The organism is Affinundibacterium danionis, from assembly GCF_042432465.1.
Lineage (GTDB): Bacteria > Pseudomonadota > Gammaproteobacteria > Burkholderiales > Burkholderiaceae_D > Undibacterium > Undibacterium danionis.
In genome coordinates this window covers 1-612 of record NZ_JBHLXJ010000020.1, presented here as the reverse complement: position 1 = coordinate 612, position 612 = coordinate 1, and the positions used below count along the sequence as shown (strand labels likewise).

General features: G+C 46.9%; 1 protein-coding gene. It reads left to right on the top strand.

All coding sequences use genetic code 11. The features are described 5' to 3' along the window. Window positions 1-612: hypothetical protein (locus ACFFJH_RS17995; protein WP_390214360.1), on the top strand; the 612-nt coding region annotated here is incomplete at both ends.

Genomic DNA, 612 nt, shown 5'->3' with positions numbered 1-612 from the left:
GCTTTCTACGCGTGATGACAATACCGCCGATACGCATACCTATGCTTTCGACAATACCTCAACCAATGATAATGCCTTGTTCTCCCTCTCGGGAAATAGCTTGCGTGTCAACTCCACAGGCAAGCTCGCCATCGGTAACTATACGGTCGTACTCAAATCCATTGATGCGGGGGGATTAAGTCTAAGCAAATCCTTTACGATTAAGGTCACCGATAATCTGCCTCCTGCCGCCACGTCCATTGATTATCTACCCGCTTCGGAAACCGCGAACAGTATCACTTATGTCATCAACTTTAATGATCCGGTCACGGGTGTCGATTTAAATGATTTCAATCTCGTTACCTCCCCTGGTATCTCGGGCCAGTTACAAGGATTTACTCAAATTGATGCGCGTACTTATCAGGTGATGGTGGGAAATATTTCAGGCTCAGGTAACTTGCATCTGGATCTGAAGAATAACAGTACCGGCATTCTCGATCAGGCTGGTACTGAGATTAACTTCGGGTTAACTGGTACAACTTATTACAATGATGCCGATGCCGATCGTGTCAGCAACTTTGTTGAGTCACGCGTACCTAATCTGTTCCGTACGGGTACCGGCGATGGGAATGG